The following is a 21,794-nucleotide window of genomic DNA, read 5'->3' as shown; positions in this document are numbered from 1 at the left end:
CTAGGTCTCGATATGCTGTGCTTTGATGATCTCACACATCTGTTCAACCAGGGGAACAACTCGTCTCCACTTGGTACGCAGAACACGGTGATTGCCTGTGGCCCAACTGCGCACAGAGGTAACAGCCTCGTCAGCAGCCACGGCTATCTGGCGTGGGGTCATCACTTCCATCCAGCGATCCACAGTAGCTTTGACCTCCTTGGAATCGACCCAAGCGCCGCCTTCAATAGCGACGTGCTCGGCCATGACCTCATCAAGGGCATCAAGCACCTTGTCATAGGCCACCTTCCTAGGGACCGCTCCCCCTGTCCAGGTGTGAATGGATGCCACAGAAATCGAACATTCGAGCTTACCGCTCAGGTGCTCTGCGACCTTGGCCAATGTCATGCCGTAATTGTCTCGCAGAGTAGCAATACGTCGAGCCAAGTCACTGTCGGTCTTGCTGCGCTCAACACGACCACGGGTTGTCGGAATGCTGACCTTAATTTCGCAGCCATGCCTCTCGAGCGTGTTGATCAGGTCGTTCAGGAGTGCGTTACGCATGGCTAACCTCTATGAATATTTGGCAAGTCACCCGCCTTCTGAAATGCAGCGACTTATTGGTTGGACGGCAGCCCGTTTGCATATCCCCAGACAATGGCAGGAGGACATGAAACAGGAAATATACGTAGCCTGGTTTTCTAAGGAATATGACCCTTCGTATTCCCATGATGCGATCATGAAATATGCTGGTGAGGCGGCTTTCCTCGCGGTCAGCACATGGCGCCGCCATACCATCCTACCAGTGACCGTTCATAAAGCCGGTCAGGCTGATAGCGAACCCAGGGCTGAGCAGTTTGATCTGATGGCTGAACAGATCCCTGGTTTCACTGAAGAGTTCAACGACGAAATCGACATTGACCCTGAGGCTTTCGTTGAGACCACTTCGATGGCTTCAGCGCACCTCATCGACCTACCCAAACGCTCAGCTCGAACTGAGCTGTCTCATGAAAACTTGTTGGCCCTTCACTGCGAAGGCCTTTCGCCCGCTGAGATCGCAGCCGCAGCGAACATGACCGAGCGCAGCGTATACCGCAGATTGGAACGTCTTAAACATGGAAACCGTAGTACAGTATAGTAAAATTGCCGCGTTATCGGTAGCACTCTTAGGAGCTGCTTTATCCACTACCGCACTTGCCTCTGATCAGGACCTAGGTGTACTTGGCCCGACTTGGGAAATCGTAGAGCCCGACATGCGGCTGGCGATCGTGGCAGAGGCGCATGGTGTCGACTGGGACTCCGTTAATGAGCACCTAGCAGGGCAAGCTCAAAATCATACGAGAGACATCCCCGATTGGTTCGTCCCGATAGCCGAGCATACCGAAACTCACTTCGTAGATCCGTCCTATACGCTAGGTGAAGACATCGAAGCCTTGAAGCGGCAACCCGATGGTACATACCAGTGGGGAGTCATCTATGAGGCCGGCACCAAGGTCAACCCCCTCAAGCACATACAGCCAGAGAACTGGCTCCTCGTTGTTGATCTTCGAGCCGATGATCAGCGTGAACTGGCCATGACGTTAAAGGCCCGCCACCCAGCCAACCTAACAGTAATCGTCACAGCAGGAGATCCAGGCAGTTTGGCGTCTGATCTTGGCCAAGCCGTGTACTTCGCAGAGGAATGGCATTTCGATCGGCTGGGCATTACGCATACCCCCTCTTTAGCTGGCGTTCGGGACAGTCATCCTGACGTAATCGAAGTGACCCATTTCGCCTATCCCTACGATGTCACCACCCTCGAGGAACACCTGCCATGAAGAGGTTACTACTCTCTGTTCTGACTGTTGCAGCTCTCACAACGGGGAGCGCCTATAGTGCATCCCCGTTATCGGGCTCTGCCGCATGTCGGGGAGAGATTTTCAATCCCATCAACGACCCGAACTGGAACAACATGTTTCCGGTAACGGTAGCTGGAATTTCCATGGGGGGTGGGTCTAATCCTTCCCTTATGCACATGGACCCAATCTGTTTGTGTCCTGGGCCCTATGGCATCGACATGCCAGGTATCGGCATGACGTTCTGGGAACCAACGTTCCTCGCTGAAGTGGCGCGAACACCTGGCTGTATGTCGACTCTCGGTGGCACGCAGGTACTAACCGGATACGACTCCCTGACTTCTAACCAAACGTATGGCTCGGGACGTGGAGATAGCAGCGTTACCAGGATGCAAATCCACTGGTATATCTACCCTCTGTTCAGTGTACTCAACATGATGAGTTCGCTGGGGTGCATGAATACCTCCGGGTTTAACCTTGCAGACCTCACTGAGGTCGACGCCACTTGGCAGGATGACACTTGGACATCCATTGCATTTCCAGAGTCAGCTCTCTTCGCCAATCCAGTTGGTGCTCTCTCGTGCATCCCTGACGCCGTAGCTTCTGCAGCGGGTCGCCCCCTAGACATGATGTTCTGGTGTCAGGGTTCTCAGGGCGTCGTGTATCCCCTCACTGGTTCAAGCACCACTCACAGCTCCCCCCAAGGTGGGAATCTCCACATCCTTGGCAAGTACATGCAGCGTAAGACACGCATGGCGGGCCTGTTATCAACGACCGGCCCTTGGGCTGAATGCCAATCCGTTTACCTGCCGAACATGATTCGCAGCCAATACCGTATTGACCCGGTGGCCCCTGTTGCCAGCAACCAAACTGCTGTTCTTGGAATGTCCGAGTTCCGCTGGGGGATGCTGCCTCCCGCCAACACCGCTGTTCGTACTGATTCCGCATTCTTGATCTGGGTAGGTAAGCAATGCTGCGCACTCTGACCGCTATTACTTTGACGCTATTCAGCACATCTGCGTTAAGCCAACAAACAACCGTAGAAGCCGCCCAAGACGCTTTCTCTGCTCTTCAAGGGTCACAGGCGCTTACTGACCTATTCGATGGCCAGAAGAGCCCTGAGGCAATCCTGGAGGCGATGGGGGCGGACACAAGCGGATCAACATCTGGCCAAGCAGCCGGCTCTGAGATGCTAGGAAACGTCCGGGCCCAAGGTCAGACCGGGGGGATCGCAGACCCTGAAATGGCCGCTGAATGGCAAGCACTGAGGGATTCGTTAGACCTAGGTGAACAGGATCGACTGTATTTCTTCATCTCATTTTCAATGCCCGAAAGCTTGATTCGTAGCTATGCGCTTGATGCAGCCAGAGCAGGAGGCGAGCTGGTTCTGCGTGGAGTAGAGCCAGGTATGACGCTCCGTGACTTCACCATGGAGCGCTTGCTGAAGGTACTACGTCCTGGAGGCATGACAGCACCGATCCAGATCGACCCGCGACTGTTCGATACTTACGAGATCGAAACCGTGCCCACGATTGTCCTTGCCAAGGAAGATCCCATGGGCGTGTGTCAGACCGCCAAGCGCCAAATAGGCGAAATCGATGGTCAGCAGCTCGAGTACCAGGGATGCCCTAAGGGCAACCCAGACAATTACTGGAAGGCTGAAGGGTCAGTAACTGCCCTATATGCCTTAGAGCAATTCAACAAAGGCGGTGCCGGCAATGCCGAGGTCTACATCAATGCGCTCAAGGGCGAGGGCGCCGAAAGCGCTCCTGAGCAGGGAGGCGTTGCGTCAGCACAGTGGGAGTCGATGAGCGACGAGCTAGCTGAGCGCAACGCACAACGACTCCGTGAGCGCTATCAAGGCACTGATCGCGAAGTTTACGACACGCCAATGGGGCCGGCCGTTGGTCCCGCGGGACAGAATATTGATCATCTCTGGGAGGAGTGACATGCCGAAGGGCTCTTGCTTAAAACTGTTTGCCATGGGGGCCGCTTTTGCGGCCCTCGCGCCCTTGAGCGACGTGGCAATGGCCACCCCTAACCAAGCGGGAATGAATGCTGGGGGAGCCTGGGCTCGAGATTTCAACCCAAACAATGCCTTCCGTTCAGCTACATCGAGCCTGGGTCTTGAGGATACAAAAACCTCTGGCGAGCTTGGAGGGGAGGTGGGGCTTCAAGTTAAACAGAAACAGCAGCGGAACTTTAGATGCCGCGACGGGGCTCGCCTCACTGCAGGCGGCATTCGAGTTTTGGTCGAAGAGTGTGAACAAAGCGACAATGGTGAGCTTGAGCGGATCAGTGTGTCCGTATGTGACGCACTAACTCAGGGGATACGGTGTAGCGAGGACCGCTACACGGTCACAAGAGAAATACCGACCGGGGGAGAAGCCGCCTTCAGCGGAGGCAACCTGTACGGAGCATATCGAGTCGAGGCTGAATGTTCTTCATCGTCTTGCACCATGACTATGCACCAACTTCACGGGGATGCATGGGGCGGCAACGATATGCGTCAGAAAGGGAATGATAGAGTCAATCAAGATCCCAATCACCCGTCAAATACAATTAGTGATGTTCGCGACAACCCTACTTTTGAACGTGGCAGCAACTTTGCTGATGATCGTTCAAAGTGTCTCGGCAATCAAATAAACCAACTTTTCAGTGAAGGTGATATTCCAGTTTCATGTGACCCCAACGACCCAAGGACAATTGATTTTCTTGACATCAATGCTGGTGGAGAATGCAAGCCGGATAAAATCACAACCGATTCCTGCGTGGTCGATATACCAACAAGACTCGTTACTTGTGAGCCTGAATCTCGGGAGTGTGAGGTAAGAAGAGACTCCGCAGAGTTTAGCTGCGCTAGAAAACTTGAGGTGACGGGAATAAAAATACCGACATGTAATAATGGCGATCACCTTTTAACTATAACGAGCGACCCCTGCCCTAGCTGCGTCGATTACCTCAGATATAACTTTTACTGCCAAGACCAAGGCTACCGAGTTGTCTATGACACGGTAAAGAAGTCAGATGGTTCACGTCATACAGGCCCTCACTCAAATGTTGTCAGTGGCGGCTTGAACACTACTGTACCTAAAACAACTGTTATAGAGGACTTTAGCGGTAGTAAATGTTTTCGAGTAGCTTACGAGCAGAACTGTAATGGCACTACCTGCAATGTCACAGCTTACTTTGAAAACCCTTGCAAGAACATAAGCTATGCAGGTTCAAATAGCTTCCCTATACCAATGAGAATCGAATTCACAGATAGAGTGATCGATGAATGTACTGGTTTAGAAAGCAGACGGCCTGAGTTATAAACTATGAAATATATTCATTTAGTAGCTTTATTAATCTACCTAATAATACCCCAGGTTACCTTTGGGGCTTTAAGCGACTACCAAGAGTGCTACAAGGTCGGAGAGACATGTATTGATTCTGCCCCCAGAACGATAATGGGTAAAACAGTCAGACGAGAGTGCTGGGAATATGCCGTTACTTATAGATGTTACGGCGATCCATATAGCCACACTTGCAATCTCGAAGCACTACAGAACGATGATGACTGGAAGTTGGTAAACACGTTTGGAGAAACATATCCAGCGACCTATTCGCAATATTCACGCATTCTTCCTGACAGTTGGATCGAAGAATGGCAAAAGAGCGAGTCTACATGTAGTGCCGACACTTCGTATGGCTGTGGCCCAGATATAAGCAGGACAGATATAAAAGATGCTTCTGGAAATATTGTCGGCCAGAAAGTAACTAAGCGCTGTTACATCGGCGAGACACCACGTTGCAATAACGACCCGAACTGCAACATAACGAGCTACGACTGCACCAGAAAGCAAGACGGTTTATGCGTTCGGCAGGAACAGACATATACATGTCGCGAAGATGGGAAATGCGATCCTAGTTCCTACGAAATTATGCCTGAAGTTAGCGATGATGAAGGCGCCTTCTCAGACGCTATTGCAGCGGCAGGTGTCATGGACATGATCGCTGCCGAGGGTGGGTTAGATGAAAACATGCGGATCTTTTCTGGCATGGAGCGCGAGTGCAAAGCGATTACAAGCGATTTCCGCCGCATGATGGAATTTAACGCAACCGTATCAACCGTTTTGGCAACGTATTTTGGAGGACCGCTTGGAGCTGTCTTGGCTGGCACTGCTTCGGCAGACATTCTAAATGCTATTGAGCACATGCAATGCTGTCAGGAAGACCCAGAAGATGTCGTTTTGACCAGCTCATTTATCTCTATGGCTACAGGAATCGGTGCTGACTACTGTGACCTCGAAGATGTAGAGCTTGCTGCTGCTCGCATGGCGAAACGAGCCGTCCAAGTTACACCCGGCTTTGTTCCCACCAATAATACGCTATGCACGTTCGCAAATTATATTTACAACGCGCCTGCGAAAGGTGACATGTCCTACGCGAAGCAAATATGCGCACATTGGACAAGGCCATGGTCGATTGCGAACACCCAAACTCAGGTGGATAGATACCAACGCTGGTGCGAGTTTGACTCGATGCTTGCCAGAATAATTCAAGAACAGGGTCGAGAACAGCTTGCCGAGTTGGCTTCGCAAAACGCAGGTGGAGCTGTTACCAAGCGCATTGAGTTTCCTTTTTACAATTCTGCCGGAGGATGGTCGAACGAGCTAAATGCCAACAGCAATCGAGTGCGGTTCTGGCAGTGGAAAGAGGAATGCTCTACCGATGAAGGCTTTACCAATTCGATGTTATCTGGATACGATTGCCCTTCAAGCCCAGACATTTATGCAGCGGTCTGCTCTGAAACGTCATGCGGGGCACCGCCTGATCACCCTGTTTATGGCTTTAGCCCAGGCTGGGAAACCCATCGCTTAGCAGCAGAGGATCATCACACCCGTGCGATCAACCGATATTCGGTTGTAGAAGGTGGGTGTTTTGAAGATGGCAGCTGTGAATACAAAGTTCACGCTTGGAAAGCTGGCGCTGGTGGTCAGATGCGCATTCCCTTAGATATGAAGTGGCCAATCAATTTTCCTAATGATGGCTGGGGCGAGTTTTCTTGGGCGCATAACAATGTTCACTTCGAGGCATATACAAACCCTCTAGGTTCAGAATCCCCTTCCAGAGGGCTGCGCATGTGTATCGGTTCATCATATGAATGCTATGACAATGCGGCGTGGAATGAAGTCAACATCCAAAATGACATTACTAATTTGAATAACTATGTCAGCAACAGTCCACCAGTGACTCTCACTGGTGGATGTTCCGTTGAGGAATGTGAGTTTAGAGCTTCAATTGAAGTCAATCTTACAGCTAAGCCTTGGTACACCTACTCAGAAAAGAAATACGAGCCGTGCATGCTAAAGGTTTTGGGTAGCTGTGTGACAAAGGCCTCCACAACTTACGATCGTCAGTACAAGCCAGACTGCACCGGGTTCACTATTGACGAGTTCCTTGCACTTGATCTCGGCGATATGGATTTCTCGGAGTACGTGGAAACGTTGTCGGAAAAAGCACAATCGGAGTTCAACCAGACATGGGCAAGATAGCTTTAATTCAAGCTACTTGTGTGGTGATGGTATTGGCATCTACTGGCTCCTTCGGGAGCCCAGTAGACCGAATCACTGCCCAAGCTGAAGCGCTGGCATCGGGTGCAGCCGGTTCAGAGGAAGTTGTGCAGAACGCGGGGCAGAGGCCTTTCATGTTCACGCCCAATAATGGGTATGTAGGCCTAGAAACCCAGCTAGATGTATCGCTCACTTATACGTCCTTTGAGAACGGTGGACAGAACGTTAGAAGAGTTGAAAAAGCAGTTGTCGACTGGGGTGACGGCTCAAGTCCGACCACAGTGCCCCCTGGCACACCCGCCTACCATACGTATGGCCACCGCAATAAGGAGGGTGCCATTACACCTCATGGAAGTATTGTCTATACCGGCAGGATTACGTTCGTGACTACTTCAGGCAATGCATATACCGAGCAATTTCAATATAGCATGTGGCATTCCTTTCTTGACTCGCTTGTTCCAGGAGGAAGATCGCTACCCAACAACATGCTACCGAGCGTTAGTGGGGCTGGTGGCAGGGATCGTTTGCCCAGTGGCTTCTTTGATAGGAACAACAAATAATGCAAACTCTTTTCAAGGCTGCGCTGATCATGGTGGCAACAACCATGCCTTTGTTTGCCAATGCTCAGGAAGGCGCCAATGAACCCGCGCATCAGCTTTACGGCGGTCATGATGCTGGCGCGCTACTTAGCAAGTCGCTTATGGTGACCAGCCAGCTAGATTGGCTCAATGCCTGGTCGCTGAACCTTGGAGGCAATCCACCAGAAGATTTGCCCCAAGGCTATATCGGAGTTCTAGTCTTCGCGTCCTACCCAGGACACCTCATAAGCCTTCATCCTCTGGACGACAGCTCATCTTTGATGATTCGCTGCCATCAGGCACCGCTGCCCGACAGCCGTAGCTACATCGCCCCCTCTGCATGGGCAGCCGGGATGTTCCGTGCTGATAGCGTGACGCTGGAGGATTGCCCATGATAGCCGGCAGAATGGATGCGCTGGCACTTACCGCCATTGCAGCCGGCGTTGCGGCCGCTACACCTTGGGCTGTCGGCACCTTCCCAGCATGGCCTGCTGGCGTCCTGGGTTCGCTGGGGATGGCGCAGCTCACATGGAGCCAGGCTATGGCCAAGCTGCGCCAGTACGACGAGGATTCCCGAGAGGGCTTCGTGCTGCCTTCAGACGAGCCAGTAGATGATAAGGGGCCTTCCTTACATATCGGCCTGACCACCGACAAAAATACTCGAATCAACATGCCCGACATCCTCGGGCAGCGACACACTGCGATCGTGGGTCAGTCTGGTGTGGGTAAGACTACTCTTGGTGAATATATCCTCTGGCAGCAAACTGCGCGTGGGCGCGGATGGCTATTCATTGACGCCAAGATCGATCGGGACACTCGGGATCACCTAGCGTACATGGCCAAGGTGACAGGCCGCGAAGATGAACTCTACATTATCGACGTGTCAGACCCCGATAACGCCAATACCTATAACCCTGTTCTCCACGGCGATCCTGATGAGGTGGCATCGCGGCTGATGAACCTCATTCCTTCTGCGGAGAACAATCCAGGCGCCGATCACTACAGGCAATCCGCCAATCATGCACTCACTGTCATCATTGCCGCTCTGCAAGCCTCCGGTCAGTTATATCACTTCGGAGATCTATCAATTCTATTGCAGTCCGATAGAGCCCTTGAAAACTTGGAGAGAATGACTCCTCAAGGGCCTGAGAAGAGGGCGCTATCGATCTTCCTCGATCAGTTCCGTACCCGTACCAAGGAAGGGACAAAAATCGACCTCAACCGCATGAAGCAAACGCTGGGCGGGATGGCAGGCCGGATTGCACTGTTCGCCCAGGGTAAGTTTGGAAAGGTCTTCAACGTTTATGCCCCGGAAATCGTGCTTACCGAGATTATTCGTAAGGGCCACATGCTTTATGTCTCGCTTCCGACGATGGGAAAGGACACCGCAGCCCTCAACCTAGGGAAAATGATCGTCTCGGACATTCGCTCTGCTGTTGCCTACATTCAGGATTTACCCAAGGGCGAAAGGCCAGAGCATTTCATCGCACTTCTGGATGAAATGGGTGCTTACGTAATGGAAGGGGTAGGGCGTCTCTTCGAGCAGGCGCGATCGGCCAATATCGCACTGATTCCAGCCTTCCAGTCCTTCAGCCAGCTTAATCGAGTCTCGCCAGACTTTGCAGACATCGTGATACAGAACACTTGGAACAAAATATTCTTCAAGTTCGGTGCGAAAGACAGCCCTGAAGAGGCCGCAGAAATACTAGGTAAAACCAAGCGTTTTCAACGTACTGTCTCAGTCTCGGCTAACCAGGGAGAGAGTGCGCAGTATTTGAGAACCACCCCACAATCCAGCATGTCCGATGGCGGCGGCATGGGTGAAAGCTGGCGCGAAGTTGAGGAGTTCAGGGTAACACCGGATCAATTGAGAGCCATGGATATGGGGCAAGCGGTCATGATGATGGGCGCTCGCATGTATCATTTGAGAACGCCAATGATCAACTACCCCAAACACATTCCTTCATTTAAGGTAATAAAACGCAAGATGAAGATGCCTGCCGACAAACAGGCGCTTAACTTCGAGGAACGGCTAAACGAGTTTCTTACAGCAACTGTTTAGGGGGTAGTTATGATTACAGTGTTATTTTGGGCGACAATCGCCATTTTCGCTATGTTGCTCTTAGGAATTCTTCCGGGAGTAAAAGAAGTCTTTAGGCCGCTCATGGACATTATATCCAAGGGAACCGGCGAGGTATTGAAATTCGCTGGGGGATATATTCTTTGGCTTGCCAAGACGATAATTCATGCCCATATCGACCTTGTTATCCACTTATGTCATAAGCGCTCATACTTTGACCCAGCAGAAAAGATGAGAAAATAGCCGCTTCATGCTGTACGATTGAAATCGTCGTATGGTATTATTACACAACAGTAAGGTAATTGCGTCGATCGCTGGGAGGTCGAAATGGCTAACAATAATCGCAAAGCTCGCCGCCAACGTGCGATCGCAGCCCGCCAAAGTGCCGCCCGGAAACCCAAGGGTTCTTTCGTAGTCAATGAGCTTCAACACTTGATCGGTGCAGAAGAAGAAGATGTTGTACGTGCCGCTAGGTGGAGAGCCAAACAGAACATATACGTATTTCTGATGGTGAACTTAGTAATAATTCCAAGCCTATTAATATTTACCTATTTCACATGGGATAGTGCCCCTGGCAAAGTGCTTCCCTTTATTTGGGCAGGGTATGCTCTGGTTCTTATATTCCAGACCAGGGCGATGTTGAGGTTCAAACGGATCATTAAAAATGCATGAAGAAAGGCCCCTCGCAAGGGGCCTTTTTCTTATGGGCGGGTGCCCATTAATTCTCGCGGATCAATATCTGACCCTTGGTTAGGGGAAGGCTCTTCCGTTGATTCAGAACCTCGACGCACCTGGCCGCGATTGATCGTAGCGGCCGTAGCATTCTGGGTTGAGCCATTATTGGCCTGAGAATCGATTTGCTCTTGAGTAGACGGCATAGGAGAGCTGGCCGACTCAAATTCGCCATCCCCTCCATACGTGTAATATGCATGCCCTCCTTCACGCTCAACAGCATAAACTGCCTGATTGTTCTCGTAGTAGGTTGGAACGAAGGTGTCATCTCCGATCTGTATATTGGATCGTTCGCCTCCGGTAATGAGAGCATCCGCATTTTGTTGGTCAGCGGCATCGATCGCCCTACGATCAGCGACAGAAAAGCTACCTCCTGTATCGATCACATGATAAGCATCTGGCCTTTCAACGTCCGCTTGCGCATTACCTTGGATCGTCCCTAGCCGTTCGCTGGAATCAACCGATAGTGAACTTACACCGCCTCTCTCTATCGGTGTGGTGACTTCAGTTGCCGTTGCTGCTCGTGCGCCCACATCGCTTGTATTTGCGCCGACACTGCCACTTACAGCATTCTCACGCCCGGCAACTTCAGCACGATCGGTATTCTGTCGCTGTTCAACCTCACCTCGTAGATCATTGGCATCGCTACGCATAGCCGAAATAGTCTGTGGGCTGGCGGGAGTAGGGATCGAGCCACTGCGACTTGCAACATATTCCTCGCGTGCTTGCTGTTGAACCTGGACAGCTTCCTGATAATCGTTTGAGGCCGCATAGAGCATAGAGGCGCGGTCTTCACCGACCCGCCCCTCAAGTACCTGTCGAGATTCGCTCTGGGATACTTTTTCTGAATATCGGCTGCCGTCTTGACCTACAACTTGAACTGCACCATTTTCAGAGAAAGATAGCTTCCCAGTATCTGATTGGCTCAGGCTCATAGATTCTTCGGTCGTGTCTTGGCTAGTGTCTGAACCACGGACCCCGACTTCGCCCTGTACAGATGTCCTTGCATAAGCGCTAGCACCCGCATTAAGTGAAAGACCAACCTCTGTTTTACCCCCAGCTTCGATTGAGGCCTTTCCGGCCGCATGCGAAGTAACATCATTAATTTCCCTTTCCGATAATCCGGCCTGCTCCATAACTTGCCTAGTAGCAGACAGCTCAGACATATATTGTTGCCCTTGCTGATCCTGAGACATCCTTGACCAGTCAACCGAGCCGTCAGCTACAAACCCTTGGTCTTGGGCGTATTGGGTAGCCGATCTGAAGGTATCAGTCATCATATTCTGGGATTGTTGGCTAAATGACTGTTTCGCTTCTTCTGTTCTCTGGGTCGCTTCACTAAATGCCTGCGACTTAGATAGGCTCTCCCTCATGTCTGCCGCTCTTAGGCCTACGTTCGTATCCTGCCCGCTCATATTCGTAACTTGAGATGCCCCAACGCCGACATGGTGTGCCGATACCTCTTCCCCAGAGCTGTAGCGGTGAGAGGTTTGGTGAGCATTCATGTTCGCGTTGTTCATGCTTACCTGGCCAGCCGAGGCTGCACCTGTAGACATGTTGTTCGCTGCTGTCGCCGCTTGTTGACTACCAGATGCCCTGTCCAGGACAGAAGTGAAGGCGTAACCGCTACCAGATACTAACCCCCACATGATGGCGGGTACTAAGGTGGACATAAAACCTGAGGCCATTACCATCTTGTCCGACATATCGCTAACTGCGCTCATATTGGCCATGGTGAGACCATCAGCGAGGTATCCCGCTGTCTGACCCTGGAAATAGAGCATCATGATGTAGTTCACGATTGCGAGCCCTGGCCACCATAAAATGAGCCAGGTCATCACCTGGGCATACGAGGTGCCCATCTTCTTGCCTAAGCCGGGGACCAGCACCGCAGCAAACACAATCGGCGCCAGCCCAATCACGAATGCCTGAAGGATAGCGAAGAAATAGCCCGCCATATCCCGGAAGAGAATAGCTGTGCTATACCATCCAGATTGCTGGGCACGTCGAGCCTGCTCCATATTCAAGGCTGAGATCAGCTCGTTGGAGCCTGTGGCCATTGCTGCGTATTCATAGGTGCCAGAGTACATTTCTGCGATTGCGGCTTGTGTGGCAAGCCCTGTGGCGTCCTGAACGGCACTCCCACCTGAAGCCCAGCGAAACGAATCATCCAAAGCGGCTTGTGCGAGCGCTGTTGATCCTGCTGCCTGCTGAAGCCAGAAAGGGGATGCTTCCCTCATGCCGTTCAATAACGCGGGAGCTGCAGTCTGCAAACGGTTGTCAATGCTCGCGTAGGCCTCGTCACAAGCCTGCATGCCACCATTTAGATCGGTCGAGTCATAAACGACGGTATAAACTGCCCGGTTCAGGTTATTGCCTAAAACCCCCCATGCATTTTGTGAGGTAATTAGCGTCACCGGGGAGATTTTGCCGCTAAAAATATTCGGCAACGCACAGTCATTCATGAAACTTTGAATGCTTGATCGCAGGTACGGATCAGTCAGGCGAATCTTCTTCATGTCATTCAGCATGCTTGCCGCCATGCCAACGGGAGCCCCCTTTGAAATACGTAGATTCTCGAAGTTTGGCGTCGTGAAGTTAGTTTCAATGCCGTTTGTAGCCCACATCCCTATCTCTGAGATGACAACAGCAGGAAGACCGATGGCTGCCGGAACGCCTTCAATTCGTTGAATGAATTGGGGCGACCCAACGCCATCCCACACCATGTCTTCAATAAGAATATCGACCTTCAAAGAGAACAGCATGTAGACAGTAAGAATCATGCCGGCAAAATACATGGCCACCTTTTGCAGACTTCCACCCAGGATTCCCGTAAAGCACATCGCAAGGAAGCCGGCCATCGCCAAGAACAGCGCCAAGTTCCTGAACCCAGGGTTTGAGTCAGGGTCAGTCAGGCGTTTAATCGCCTCCAGTATTTGCGCCAGCGCATAACCATTGCCATAGCCATAAAATGTCCAAGTGTCACCACTTGCAGGCGTCATGGTCTCTGCGATTGCTAGCCCCGGAACAGCGACCAATCCAATAGCTACAAGGGCAGGAACAAGCCATTTCATCAGTCCACCTCCCGAGCCATATCACGAGCGAAATCCATGCCGGATAGACCCATGGCATGAAGATTTCGCAACGTGGCGCGGTTGATCTTGTCAACCTGGCTCATTATGTTTTCCTGAGTCTCAGCCATAAGGTTAATTTGCTGAGCCTTCTGGGAGGTCATGACAACTAGCTCATTCTGGGCCTCGCGGAATTCGCGCAAGATCTCACCCGGCAAGGATGATGTCATCGATGTCTTAGCCGTTGCCTGGACGGCATAGCGAATGTACTCAATGGAGATCATGTAAGACAGAATGGTCGAGTTACCAACTACTAGGTCGTAGGCAAGGTCCGGGTAGGTCGCTGCAACATTAACTGCTTGATAGAGCGGGAAGGGCGCTGCAGCAATAATGGCCTTTTGAGAAGCGGTCAGCGGGGTGCCACTGGCAACGTTCTTAACCGCACCTTCCAATTCCATAATCACCGTGGTCAAAAAGCCGTGGCCTAGTGATATATCCTCAACCTTTGCTTTGTTCGGGTTCCAACAGTCTCTCAGATCACTGTTGCTACAAGTATAAATCTCGGCGGCCTGGCCTGAGGCGCCTGACCATACCTTGTCCTCGCAAAAGCTGTTCACGAAGTCAGCGTATTCAATGACGGTCGGCGAGGCTTTATCACTTCCGCACAGGAATATGTCCAGCATCGCATCGGCAGTTTCGATGGTTGGCGAAAAGGTGTTCGAGTCGCCACTACCCCCTTTGTTGCGAACCTCAGTACCAATCCAACTCATCAATAGCTCGGCAAATATCTTGTTCTCTGCCCCCATGTTGTTGCTGCCATCTCGCCCAGGGGCAATACCTGCTTCTTGAAGGCCTAGCCATGTGCGGTTGCCATCAAGCTCTAAGGCCAGTGCGCGATCCCCGGGATTGTTGCTGAGGTGGTCTCGCACTTCGCGGCCCGAATCCGATTTGCTATCACAAGTGTCCTGCTGGGCTGCCAGCCAGTCACTTTCCACGCCCTCAAACATCCCTACCGAACTACACCATAGATTCCCTAATTCGCCGGAGTAGTCAGGGAACCCCTCAACCAGTGCGGTAGCAGCCTCACAGCTGTCCTGGGATAGTTTCGCCGCCGCCTGTGCCATGCGTTGTGCGAACTCAAGCACATCCCCACAAATAGGGCAGAGCTGTTTGAGCGCGAGCTGGAAGGAGAGGGCTACAACCCCTTGGGCGATTTGCTCCAACATCTGCTGGATCTGCTCACTGTCGATATAGGAGAAGCCACCAAAATGCGCGTCGATGCCATTGCAGCCTACGTCTAGCCGCGGCGGGTCCATGTTGACTAGCGAGTAGCGGTTCTGAGAAAACCGCATGGTCAACCCCCCGGCCGTGTATCCATGCCGTGTCCTGGTCTCAAACGACGCCGCGCTGTTTGAGCTACTGAAGCCGCCTCCGGCACTGGATAGCCGGTCAAACGCATTTTCGAGTGCGTTGGCTTCAGCCAGGCTTGTGGTAGCCGTTATCGACATTCCGCTGATCACGGCTGTTGCCACCATGGTTACCAATTTGTTTCTGGAGAACATTACTCAACTCCTTGGGGAATGCCGGCGCCGAGGCCACCGGATGACCGTTCCAGCATGTCGGGGACGCTGAAATCAACGGGAGGACTCGTGCCATCACCAACCGCCTCGAGGCCCTTTTCTGCTGCTCGTTGGATAGCACCAAAGAAGACCTCAATCCTCGAGGTAATCCGCTGCGCTGCTTCAACACCACTGGAGACGCGGAACCAAAGATCATCCTGTGGCAGGTAAAGCCAGAGGTCCGGTACCGCTTCGACGGCAAGGTGGCCAGCAGCCTCTACTGAGCGTCCTGTGGTATCGCAGCTGTTCGAGAACTCTGGCATGCACCCCCCATCAAGTGGGGCGTTGTAAATGGTGAGCCCAGTACGTCGTTCGAGCTGCCTCATAACTGGTTGCATGTCATGACAGAATTGGCAGCTAGACCGGGTAAACCAGACGAGAAACCCATTCTGGTCATCTATCTCTTCCATGACCGCGTTGCGCTTGCCATCGCGTGCTCGTGACGCTGCACGAAGCCCAAAGGAGGAGACGGGGCTATGTACGAGGGGGTTGAGGTCCTGGTTTTGGATCTGATTCCACTCCCACATCCTCGACATTGTGATGGCTTGGTCGACGGCCCATCGCATATACCGCTGAAAGGCCTCGACTGTCTCTGGATTGTTGGGGTTCATCACAGACTGGTTAAGCAGCATGTCGCGCTGCTTGGCTTGAAACTCGAAGCTCCCCTCTGGGTCGACAAAACCACAAGAGGGCTCCCACTGTTCTGGGTCCGTACAATCCAGCTCCTCTTCAGACGCCTTGGCCATCGGTATCTCGACTGGGGGCTCTTCGGGCTCTTCTTCCTCATCATCATCTAAGTGCCCCCAGAACCAACCGCATTCGCGAGCATTATTGCTATCAAGACAGGCTTGCCCTCGGTCCCCACCAGGCTGGGCTATAGCGGTCCAACTCAGCGTTAGCAAAAGCGCCAGCATTAGCTGCAGAAATGGCGCCGGCAAAGGGCCAGCGGTCATGTGTTTCATAGCACAAGGCTCCGTATCAATATCGCGGCAATGGCCCAGGCCAACAGCACGGGCCAAAATTCTGAAGTGCCGCCATCCCACAGCTTCAGGGAATGGCGTTTGGCGGGGTGCCACACAGGCACTCCCAAAGGGGTGCCAGCATCTCCAATGACGTGAGAGAGCCCACCAACCGAGAAACCAAAGAGAAGGGCGGCAAGCAATGGCGCATCAGGTAGCCAAACGGCTGATGCCACTGCCAGCCCTAGCCAAGGGAGCAACCAGTGGGTCACAGTCCTATGGGGTATGAGCGTGGCTGGACCAATGCGGATCTCCAGCCAGTCAGGTGCCGTTGATCCAGGCAGCGCCATCGCCGCCACTGCCAGCGCAGACATCCCACCATAAAAGGGGGTCATAATCGCACCAGCCGATGCGCCAAGCGCCAGGCCGAATAATCGATGAGCGTTCCCGGTCAAGCTGCCTCCAAATACCTGTGTCATGCACGCGAAAAAGCCCCAACTCCACAAAGGGATGGGGCTATGGAAGGTTAAGCATGTTGGGATTGCTGTCGCTGGATAATTCGGCGTCGCTGTGCGATCGCTCCCTTGAGCCGAGCTGACAGGTGTGCATCCAGTTGAGCGCTATTGACCCAGCGTTCGGCCGAAACCAATCGCTCAACATCTGAGTTTTCAATCTCCGCTAGAATCGCTTCGGGCGATGCCAAACGGTGACCGTTCGATACCCGCTGCTCTGATGGCTCAGGCTCTCCTTGGGAGAGAAGCACTGAGGATTCCACAGCGGCGTTATTGGCAGCATTTCCATCATCGTCCGGGCCTTGAGCAAGGCCTAGAAGAGCCATCAACCCATAGCGACGTGCATACGTCTGGGCTGACGCCACACCATGGCTATCAAGGGTCTCAACGGGCATCTCACAGTAAGAGCCAATGTACTCCCCAGAAGGGCCATGAATGAGCATGGTCTCCATCACCACAGCCCCCACTGTTCCGGGCACAGGTGCCTGAACCAGTGCAATTTCAAACTTATTCAAGACTGCACGAATGCTGCCGATTATAATTGCGAGGCTTGCATAGCGGTTGTCGTACATCGGATTCGTAGAATCCGGTGCGATCAGACCACCAAGCTCAGCCTGCACTGAAGCCAGGGCTTTGCCGATTCTGGCGATCGAGTCACTGCGATTCATAACGTGCTCTCCTCTCATCCCCCAGGTATCGGGGTCTCATGAGAGGTAGGGGCGCTACTGACAGACAAACGGGAGGTGGTATTGAGATTACCGAGAGGAGTGGCAACCCCGCGGAAGTGACACGATCCAGCGGATAGATCAAACAAACGTTTAATTTAAAAGAAAGTAGGGAGAAGTGATGCACCACGCAAGGGAACTAGAATCATTCCCTAGGCCCCATATAACCTTGGTCTCAGAACGAATAACAGATAATAAAAGCAAGGCTGGTTATGGAATGACAGATAGGGCGGTAACTTTGGACTCTGTGCTCAGAGCCTTGAGCACAGAATCACCGCCCGGAGGCATGCTATCCACGCTAAAAAGCGCCAATGCCACAGGAATGCGCTTCAAGCGAGGTAGAGTGAAATGACCTAAGTGATCAGTAGCTGCTTGACCCAAACAGATTCAGCGAATATATAAAAATGCATCCTTCCTCCCGAATCCCATCATGCTGAAAATGAAAAAACCCTCCTGATAATGGATGTCAGAAGGGTTTGAAGGGTTAAGCAGCTTTGCTCTTGCGGGGAAATCCCGTGAGCCCACTACTGGTGTACACATCAGCCCAATCAACGCTCACATCAGTTGAGCTGGGTGCATCAGGGATCTTTATCGAAGCTCGAATCCCTTTCTCTAAAAGCCGAGCCTGGAGCACTTCCGCTGCGTCCTGACCAGCCTTACGTCCTTTCCTGTCGGGTAGGTCACGATCAGCCCAAATAACGACTTCCGTGACACCCTCAGGCGGCTCGAACGACCTCATTAGGGAAGCTGACAGTACCGGCCAGACAGGCATTCCCGTAGCAGCCCGAATAGCTAGCGAGGTCTCAATGCCCTCAGCCACACCGATAACGCCGGCTGTAGCTGTGCCTAGTCGAATAGCACCACCGTGGACATCACCATTCTTCACCACAGGGAACAGCTTTTTAGCCTTGCTCACAGGCGCCTTCTCAACCACACCATTTTCTGTGCGGTTGAGATACGTCCTATGCATCGTGACAGGCTTTCCAGCCGCATCCCTGACAATGGTTATCAGTGCAGGGTAGTAGCTAACCACTTTGCCTTTCTCGATGTAGGCCATCCTAGGGTGGAGGCGTGCCTCCGTCTCGAGAACGCTAAGCATCGGCTTTACAGGCAACCCGCGGAACTGCAAGTAGCTCGCCAGCATGAAGCGACCTTCGCCCCTTCCCAGGGGTAGAGCTTCTTCCCAGCGCTTGCGCAGCGTTGGCCGTATGTCCTGCTTTTCCTCAACCGTCCGTGGGGGCGGCCGAGATACTGTAGGCGCTAGCGGCTCAACGGATTGTTCACCGAGAGCCCCCATGACCTGTTCCAGTATTTCGGGAAGAGACCAGCCTTTCAGCTCTTTGAGCAGGCTAAAACCATCCCAGTTACCGCAAGTGCAAATGGCCGTACCGCGTTGCTTGAAACCGCGATCGAGACGGAAATCTTCCTTACCACCATGTATCGGGCAATCGATGTGATGTCCCGGGTGGGCAAGTGCATGCTCCAGCTCGGGGCACAGTGCCTGAAAGACAGTATCCCATTGACCTTCCGCAATACGCTTCACATCAGCAATTTCGTACTTGTTACTATTCCTCATGATCTGCTCCTCTCTCATTTCCGGTCACCCGGATCTCACAAGTAGATAGGGCGACCAGTGACGGCTATGGAGAGGTAGGGGAGACACTGCCACCAAATATAAATGTTCCGCATGCGAAACAATGGCAGTTAGTAGTCTTAAACAGAGAAAAGCCCCACTCCAATTGATCGGAGTGGGGCTTGAAGGATGCCTAGTAGTTCAGTGTGTGGCTAAGCCGCGGAATGCGTCTTGTGCCACTTCTGTTGCCAGGCATATTTGTCCTGCTCACCAATACTATGCAAGCAGTTGCCAATGAGGCGGCCCACTGCGCGAAATGCACAATGAACCACTCCTTGGCCCAGTAGTTCGTGGCTGACAGTCTCAGACAGCCCTTGAACAAGCATCTCAGGGACAGTTTTGACTCGGGCATGCTCTGCCTTGGTCAATAGTCGCGACTGGCCAGAATCGTCTGGGTGTCGGAGAAACGGCTCAGTTGAGCGCGCCTTCGAGTAACCACGCCCTATGGTGCCGAGGCTTCCCTCTGAACCATCGAGCAGCTGACGACGAAAGCCCTTACCCGCGGCCAGATCCCTGGCTTCCTTGTCGGCAAGGTAGCTGTAAGGCTTGAAGCGATCCTGGACTGCCTGAAACGGCTCCAATACCTCAGCGATTAATGTTTCACGCTGACGTACAGGCTCCAGTGCTTCGAGATCGACCTCAATGCCTTTACTCACTGCGAGCATGCAAAGCCGATTGCGCCGCTCCAGTGACCCCATCGCGTACCCATCCAGAATGGTCTCATGCACGTCATAGCCAATGCTCGACAACACGCTGCGAATGACCGTCATGCTGGCGGTCGTCTGGTACTGCGGGACATTCTCCAGTAGCACCATAGCAGGGCGCAAAGTCTGGATTGCATTCATGAAAGCGATGAAGAGACTACCTGCTGTCTCATGCGCTTCTGCCCGATCCAGCTTGTTCTTCGCACGTCCTGACAGGCTAGCCCCGGTACAAGGCAAACCCGCGCAAAGGAGGTGAATGAACGGCAGCTTGTGCCACTCCACTTCCTCCATCGGGCCTTGGATCGCAATGCTATCCTCGTCCCACACAGGATTGTTCGCCAATGATGCCTCCAGATAAGCACCTTCCAGCTCATTAGCGAAGGCTAGGCGCGAGGGCATTCCGACATCAGCAAGGCCAGTATGTATCGCGTGATCAAGCACTCCAGCACCGTGTGCAATCGAACCAATTTCAAGCGGCTCACCCTTGGTCAGGGACTGCAGTAGCCGACCCATACGATCAGATTCAGCAAGATCATGGTGATGAATCGTGATGTCGACACGATTCCCCCTGACGACGACACGCACCCTCTCTACCTTGCCCAACGCTTGCGCCAGCTCACCTGCCGTAATGTCTATGACTGGCAACTCGACCTCACCACGCTTTCTGCGCGACACCTTGTAAGCACCATCTTCTGTAAATTGCAGGGTCAGGCTCTTACGGCCGGCAACGAGGTTGAAGCGCTGCCCTGGTGTGATCCCAGTACGCGCCAGCCGATTACCTTCTAGCCACAGACGCTGCTTACCACGGTGCTCACCAATCTTGGTATAAATCACAGTGCTCTTGCCCATGATCAATCTCCTCTCTCATTCCTGCGGAATACAGGTCTCGAAAGGAGGTAGGGGACCAGGTGACCCAAAACTGGGCCGGTGGGAATACTGCACACAAAGAAAACTGGCGCCTGGTATCAGGCCCAGGGCAAGAGGGGGGGATGTTGCACAGATAGTCCTGATGCCTTGCCATTGTCATCAACGCACTAAGGGGGGACACTGCATAGATAACCTTAGAAATCCGCTTATCGGATGTCAGAGAAAGAGGGGGAATGTTGCACAGCAGCGATCGGTTCAGCCTGAATGTGAAAGACCCTTCACAAGTGAAGGGTCTGTTGAATGTACTACGCAGCGGTCTTGATCTGTTCAACAATCTCTATTCCCTGCTCAAGAGCATCTTGAGCAAGTTCACGAGCATGAACGTCAAGGTGAGCATTATTTTCGGTCTTGTTGACCTCAATACCCCCCAGTACAGCTGCCACATCGTCCAAAAGAACAGATTGGCTACCTACCTTCAGTTCGACCTTGGCCTTGAGCACACCGAAGAACCACTTATTCTCTGCCCAGGTTTCCTTATCGGAACCTGAATAGGTATCAAAGCAGTTCGGTGTCACATCTGGATCATGGCCGAGCAACACTGTGATCATGAAGTCGCCATGTGAACCTGTCACGGTGTCACTACAGATTGCAAAGCCGTCAAATTTAGTCAGTTCCATGATCGTTTCTCTCTCATTCCTGCTGGATTGCAGGTCTCAGGGGGAGATAGGGAAGCCACTGACACAATATATAAGACTCCGTGGTACCAAAAAGGGGGAAGGGCTCCTACTTCCTTGCATCGGTATGGCCATGCACCTCGATAAGAGTGCGTAGTGAGAGATCGGATATACGTGAGCGATTGATAACTGTAGGCCAGAGGTAGGAGGGTGGGAAACGCGTGAAAATCTATAAACCGTGACAGCCTTTTTTGATTAAGATACTGTC

19 protein-coding genes are annotated in these 21,794 nt (G+C 52.6%); 10 read left to right on the top strand and 9 right to left on the bottom strand.

Going from position 1 to position 21,794, the window contains the following annotated elements; genetic code table 11:
- Complete coding sequence (locus RZA33_RS10750; RefSeq protein WP_008957427.1) at positions 1-543, bottom strand: hypothetical protein; 543 nt, start codon at positions 541-543, stop codon at positions 1-3.
- On the opposite strand from RZA33_RS10750, the gene RZA33_RS10745 reads away from it, so the two are divergent.
- The 10 genes from RZA33_RS10745 to RZA33_RS10700 all read left to right on the top strand — a co-directional run bounded on the left by RZA33_RS10745 (position 542) and on the right by RZA33_RS10700 (position 10,702).
- Entirely contained in the window at positions 542-1,117 is a 576-nt protein-coding gene (locus RZA33_RS10745) for a hypothetical protein (protein ID WP_317507713.1), read from the top strand. The genes RZA33_RS10750 and RZA33_RS10745 overlap by 2 nt on opposite strands.
- Positions 1,095-1,796 (top strand): hypothetical protein, encoded by a 702-nt coding sequence (locus RZA33_RS10740; RefSeq protein ID WP_035561858.1) that lies wholly within the window; start codon positions 1,095-1,097, stop codon positions 1,794-1,796. Before RZA33_RS10745 ends, RZA33_RS10740 begins: the two co-directional genes overlap by 23 nt.
- Positions 1,793-2,800, top strand: a complete 1,008-nt coding sequence (locus RZA33_RS10735; RefSeq protein WP_035561855.1) for a TraU family protein — start codon at positions 1,793-1,795, stop codon at positions 2,798-2,800. Before RZA33_RS10740 ends, RZA33_RS10735 begins: the two co-directional genes overlap by 4 nt.
- On the top strand, positions 2,785-3,762 hold the full coding sequence (locus RZA33_RS10730) for a type-F conjugative transfer system pilin assembly protein TrbC (RefSeq protein WP_317507712.1): 978 nt from the start codon (positions 2,785-2,787) through the stop codon (positions 3,760-3,762). Before RZA33_RS10735 ends, RZA33_RS10730 begins: the two co-directional genes overlap by 16 nt.
- A gap of 1 nt (position 3,763) precedes the next feature.
- Positions 3,764-5,131: a hypothetical protein gene (locus RZA33_RS10725; RefSeq protein WP_035561851.1), complete on the top strand. Its 1,368-nt coding sequence runs from the start codon at positions 3,764-3,766 to the stop codon at positions 5,129-5,131.
- Between the two features lie 135 nt (positions 5,132-5,266).
- Complete coding sequence (locus RZA33_RS10720; RefSeq protein ID WP_158414226.1) at positions 5,267-7,354, top strand: conjugal transfer protein TraN; 2,088 nt, start codon at positions 5,267-5,269, stop codon at positions 7,352-7,354.
- Positions 7,355-7,931: 577 nt separating this feature from the next.
- The gene (locus tag RZA33_RS10715; RefSeq protein WP_035561844.1) at positions 7,932-8,345 is read left to right on the top strand and encodes a hypothetical protein; all 414 of its coding nucleotides are present in this window, start codon (positions 7,932-7,934) and stop codon (positions 8,343-8,345) included.
- Positions 8,342-10,012 (top strand): type IV secretory system conjugative DNA transfer family protein, encoded by a 1,671-nt coding sequence (locus tag RZA33_RS10710; RefSeq protein WP_101146467.1) that lies wholly within the window; start codon positions 8,342-8,344, stop codon positions 10,010-10,012. The genes RZA33_RS10715 and RZA33_RS10710 overlap by 4 nt, the downstream gene beginning before the upstream one ends.
- Before the next feature lie 9 nt (positions 10,013-10,021).
- A complete protein-coding gene (locus tag RZA33_RS10705) occupies positions 10,022-10,273 on the top strand; it encodes a hypothetical protein (protein WP_179917333.1) in 252 nt (83 codons plus the stop codon).
- A gap of 84 nt (positions 10,274-10,357) precedes the next feature.
- Entirely contained in the window at positions 10,358-10,702 is a 345-nt protein-coding gene (locus tag RZA33_RS10700) for a hypothetical protein (protein ID WP_113270628.1), read from the top strand.
- Positions 10,703-10,731: 29 nt separating this feature from the next.
- Here the strand turns inward: RZA33_RS10700 and RZA33_RS10695 are convergent, their stop codons facing one another.
- The 8 genes from RZA33_RS10695 to RZA33_RS10660 form a co-directional block, all read right to left on the bottom strand.
- Complete coding sequence (locus RZA33_RS10695; RefSeq protein WP_127061355.1) at positions 10,732-13,836, bottom strand: conjugal transfer protein TraG N-terminal domain-containing protein; 3,105 nt, start codon at positions 13,834-13,836, stop codon at positions 10,732-10,734.
- Complete coding sequence (locus RZA33_RS10690) at positions 13,836-15,395, bottom strand: conjugal transfer protein TraH (RefSeq protein WP_127061357.1); 1,560 nt, start codon at positions 15,393-15,395, stop codon at positions 13,836-13,838. The genes RZA33_RS10695 and RZA33_RS10690 overlap by 1 nt, the downstream gene beginning before the upstream one ends.
- Positions 15,395-16,414: a conjugal transfer protein TraF gene (gene traF / locus RZA33_RS10685; protein ID WP_127061359.1), complete on the bottom strand. Its 1,020-nt coding sequence runs from the start codon at positions 16,412-16,414 to the stop codon at positions 15,395-15,397. Before traF ends, RZA33_RS10690 begins: the two co-directional genes overlap by 1 nt.
- Positions 16,411-16,866, bottom strand: a complete 456-nt coding sequence (locus tag RZA33_RS10680; protein WP_127061361.1) for a metal-dependent hydrolase — start codon at positions 16,864-16,866, stop codon at positions 16,411-16,413. The genes traF and RZA33_RS10680 overlap by 4 nt, the downstream gene beginning before the upstream one ends.
- A gap of 71 nt (positions 16,867-16,937) precedes the next feature.
- A complete protein-coding gene (locus RZA33_RS10675; RefSeq protein ID WP_185858947.1) occupies positions 16,938-17,591 on the bottom strand; it encodes an ERF family protein in 654 nt (217 codons plus the stop codon).
- 541 nt (positions 17,592-18,132) lie between these two features.
- Positions 18,133-19,224, bottom strand: a complete 1,092-nt coding sequence (locus RZA33_RS10670; RefSeq protein WP_185858948.1) for a toprim domain-containing protein — start codon at positions 19,222-19,224, stop codon at positions 18,133-18,135.
- A 209-nt stretch (positions 19,225-19,433) separates the two neighbouring features.
- A complete protein-coding gene (locus tag RZA33_RS10665) occupies positions 19,434-20,834 on the bottom strand; it encodes a DNA cytosine methyltransferase (protein ID WP_317507711.1) in 1,401 nt (466 codons plus the stop codon).
- Positions 20,835-21,157: 323 nt separating this feature from the next.
- Entirely contained in the window at positions 21,158-21,529 is a 372-nt protein-coding gene (locus RZA33_RS10660) for a hypothetical protein (RefSeq protein WP_240720375.1), read from the bottom strand.
- Between the last annotated feature and the right edge of the window lie 265 nt (positions 21,530-21,794).

The organism is Halovibrio sp. HP20-59 (genome assembly GCF_033052795.2).
In the GTDB taxonomy this organism is placed as follows: Bacteria; Pseudomonadota; Gammaproteobacteria; order Pseudomonadales; family Halomonadaceae; genus Vreelandella.
This window is presented reverse-complemented; position numbering and strand designations above follow the sequence as displayed.

What these genes read in the sequence shown, in the direction of transcription:
- RZA33_RS10745 (WP_317507713.1), top strand. Translation starts at nt 542, where the DNA reads ATGGCTAACCTCTATGAATATTTGGCAAGTCACCCGCCTTCTGAAATG.
- RZA33_RS10750 (WP_008957427.1), bottom strand. Translation starts at nt 543, where the DNA reads ATGCGTAACGCACTCCTGAACGACCTGATCAACACGCTCGAGAGGCAT.
- RZA33_RS10740 (WP_035561858.1), top strand. Translation starts at nt 1,095, where the DNA reads ATGGAAACCGTAGTACAGTATAGTAAAATTGCCGCGTTATCGGTAGCA.
- RZA33_RS10735 (WP_035561855.1), top strand. Translation starts at nt 1,793, where the DNA reads ATGAAGAGGTTACTACTCTCTGTTCTGACTGTTGCAGCTCTCACAACG.
- RZA33_RS10730 (WP_317507712.1), top strand. Translation starts at nt 2,785, where the DNA reads ATGCTGCGCACTCTGACCGCTATTACTTTGACGCTATTCAGCACATCT.
- RZA33_RS10725 (WP_035561851.1), top strand. Translation starts at nt 3,764, where the DNA reads ATGCCGAAGGGCTCTTGCTTAAAACTGTTTGCCATGGGGGCCGCTTTT.
- RZA33_RS10720 (WP_158414226.1), top strand. Translation starts at nt 5,267, where the DNA reads ATGGGTAAAACAGTCAGACGAGAGTGCTGGGAATATGCCGTTACTTAT.
- RZA33_RS10715 (WP_035561844.1), top strand. Translation starts at nt 7,932, where the DNA reads ATGCAAACTCTTTTCAAGGCTGCGCTGATCATGGTGGCAACAACCATG.
- RZA33_RS10710 (WP_101146467.1), top strand. Translation starts at nt 8,342, where the DNA reads ATGATAGCCGGCAGAATGGATGCGCTGGCACTTACCGCCATTGCAGCC.
- RZA33_RS10705 (WP_179917333.1), top strand. Translation starts at nt 10,022, where the DNA reads ATGATTACAGTGTTATTTTGGGCGACAATCGCCATTTTCGCTATGTTG.
- RZA33_RS10700 (WP_113270628.1), top strand. Translation starts at nt 10,358, where the DNA reads ATGGCTAACAATAATCGCAAAGCTCGCCGCCAACGTGCGATCGCAGCC.
- RZA33_RS10695 (WP_127061355.1), bottom strand. Translation starts at nt 13,836, where the DNA reads ATGAAATGGCTTGTTCCTGCCCTTGTAGCTATTGGATTGGTCGCTGTT.
- RZA33_RS10690 (WP_127061357.1), bottom strand. Translation starts at nt 15,395, where the DNA reads ATGTTCTCCAGAAACAAATTGGTAACCATGGTGGCAACAGCCGTGATC.
- traF (WP_127061359.1), bottom strand. Translation starts at nt 16,414, where the DNA reads ATGAAACACATGACCGCTGGCCCTTTGCCGGCGCCATTTCTGCAGCTA.
- RZA33_RS10675 (WP_185858947.1), bottom strand. Translation starts at nt 17,591, where the DNA reads ATGAATCGCAGTGACTCGATCGCCAGAATCGGCAAAGCCCTGGCTTCA.
- RZA33_RS10670 (WP_185858948.1), bottom strand. Translation starts at nt 19,224, where the DNA reads ATGAGGAATAGTAACAAGTACGAAATTGCTGATGTGAAGCGTATTGCG.
- RZA33_RS10665 (WP_317507711.1), bottom strand. Translation starts at nt 20,834, where the DNA reads ATGGGCAAGAGCACTGTGATTTATACCAAGATTGGTGAGCACCGTGGT.
- RZA33_RS10660 (WP_240720375.1), bottom strand. Translation starts at nt 21,529, where the DNA reads ATGGAACTGACTAAATTTGACGGCTTTGCAATCTGTAGTGACACCGTG.